We start from the raw sequence: 2,084 nt of genomic DNA, 5'->3' as shown, positions 1-2,084 counted from the left end.
CCCCGCCAAGAGCGGGGTTTTTATTTCCTACTTGTTTAATTAGTTTGAACGCAATTTTGATATTTATGAGCTATTCCATCTAATGCTTCAATAACACCAGGTGCACGTGCTCCAGCCCATGTCCCAACCTGCCTAAAACCATTGTTACTTGATGTACCTGTATTTTGTTGAGCTCTCAAAATATTGCTCATTACAAATTGAACTTTATTTTCTTTAAGAGCAATTTTTGCATCATATTTAACAAAATCTGTAATAAGGCCTACTTGCTGCCCCTTTGTTTTTACATTGCCATTTGCAATAAATGTTTTTTCAGTTTCATCTAGAAATTTAAAAACAGACTTCCCTTGATGAACTTGTGTATTATTATTTTCATAATATCTACCCGTATATGCCCCTATGAAACTACCAGCTTGGTCATGTAGAACAATGTCATCATTTTGGAAAGTTTCTGCAGCACATAGTTTCAATTTGGAGAATGATTTACTCGTTGAATTAAAAGAATAATCAATTTTATCAATGTATGTATCCCCCGCTGAGCTAGCACTTATAGTTGATACATTATTTGGCAATTGAATTGGTGCAACTGAACACCCTCCAAGAATTGAAACAAAACCCAATAAAATAATCTTTTTCATGAAATTACCCCTATCTCTAGAGGTAATTTAACAAGTGGTTAATTAACTATCAATCTTAAATATATTAAGAAGAACAATTTACGCAACCACCTACAATAGAGTAGATTTCTTCCGAACCGTTAAAGTTCTAGCTTCAAATAAAAAAAGAAACCTTTCAAAGCTTCTTTTTTAAACCTACCACCCTTGTCGTTTAGACATTCTAAATCTTTTTTCAATCTTAGCATCTACCATTTCCTCATTCTGTTTCTGATACTCTTTTAAGATAACTGTTAACTCCTTACCATCCCATCCAGATGTAGCTTCCACTTTTTCTGATGTTTTATTGATAATGGTAACAGTAGGTTGAGATTTCTCAGTTCTTCCGGTGTTAATAGCTTCGAATTGTCTATGCTCTCTAACTGTTGCAATTGCATCCGTTTGATTGTTTGATACATAGCCACCGTTAGCATAACCACTTGGCTTGCTTTGACGCATGCTTTCAACAACGCTTACACCGCCCCATCGTTTGATATCTTCTTGCGACCAAACAACCTCACCTTTATGCACAATTCCTGCTGGAGTATGTTTAAGGCCATTACCGGTATAACCACCGTCCGCAAAACCTTGATCTTTAATTGCCCGGATGTTTGCAATGATGCTTGCACCTTGAGCAATAGCACTAGCAATCAAAGGAATGTTTGTTGGAAAACCTACCTTTGCTGCCTGAGCAATGCTTTGCTGAATCGCAATACCAGCAGCTGCAATCGCATAAGCTTTATCAGCGGCGAACATGATCTTATATGCTTTAGATTGCTCTCCAAACATTGAACCAAACATTGATGTAAGTGAACCCATCATTTGGCCACCAAATGCAATTTGAGTGTTCAAGCGGTCTTGCTGGTACTTATCTTCAATATCCTGAGCATTCTTTGCATATTCAGCAGCAATCTGATTACGTTGATCTTGAGCAGCTTGAATGATAGCTGTTTTCCGGTTTTCGTAATCCTGCTGACTTATAAGCTGTTGCTCAAATTGTGCGTTTAAAGCCTCAATAGAATTTTGTTTATTTAAATTAACCACACCTTGCTGACTATCAAGTAGATTTGTCGCGGCACTTAGGCGGCTAGATCGTTCTTGATCCTGTCTGAAGAACTCGCTGGTACCATTCATATCAGCCTGAATACCACCCCAGTTTTGAGCAGCTTTTGCTGCACGATCAAGTGCTTCTAATCGTTCTTGATCACGTGATAATGCCAGTCGCTTACGTTTTTCCTCCTCATCTTTTGCTGTTTTAGCAATTTCTTCTCGCTCCAATCGGTAGCGTTCTTGCATTGCCTCAGTTTCTGAAAGCAAGAATAATTTAGCTTGAAACAAACGTTGCTCTTGAGCAAGTTTTAGCAAACCTAATTCTTGTTGCTGCTGTAACTTAAACGAATCAATCGCAATTTTGCGCTGTTCTTCTGTTAATTT

Annotated in this window: 1 protein-coding gene and 1 pseudogene; both read right to left on the bottom strand. The window is 37.7% G+C overall.

All coding sequences use genetic code 11. The annotated features are described in order from the left end of the window. Nucleotides 1-35: 35 nt before the first annotated feature. Entirely contained in the window at nucleotides 36-635 is a 600-nt protein-coding gene (locus J671_RS24475; RefSeq protein ID WP_031983371.1) for a hypothetical protein, read from the bottom strand. A gap of 174 nt (nucleotides 636-809) precedes the next feature. Next, nucleotides 810-2,084 (bottom strand): annotated as a pseudogene (locus tag J671_RS26040) (phage tail tape measure protein); the annotation flags it as partial.

The organism is Acinetobacter sp. 1130196 (genome assembly GCF_000588095.1).
Classification (GTDB): Bacteria; Pseudomonadota; Gammaproteobacteria; order Pseudomonadales; family Moraxellaceae; genus Acinetobacter; species Acinetobacter nosocomialis.
The sequence above is the reverse complement of the archived record's forward strand: the minus strand, read 5'-3'. Positions and strand labels throughout refer to the sequence as shown.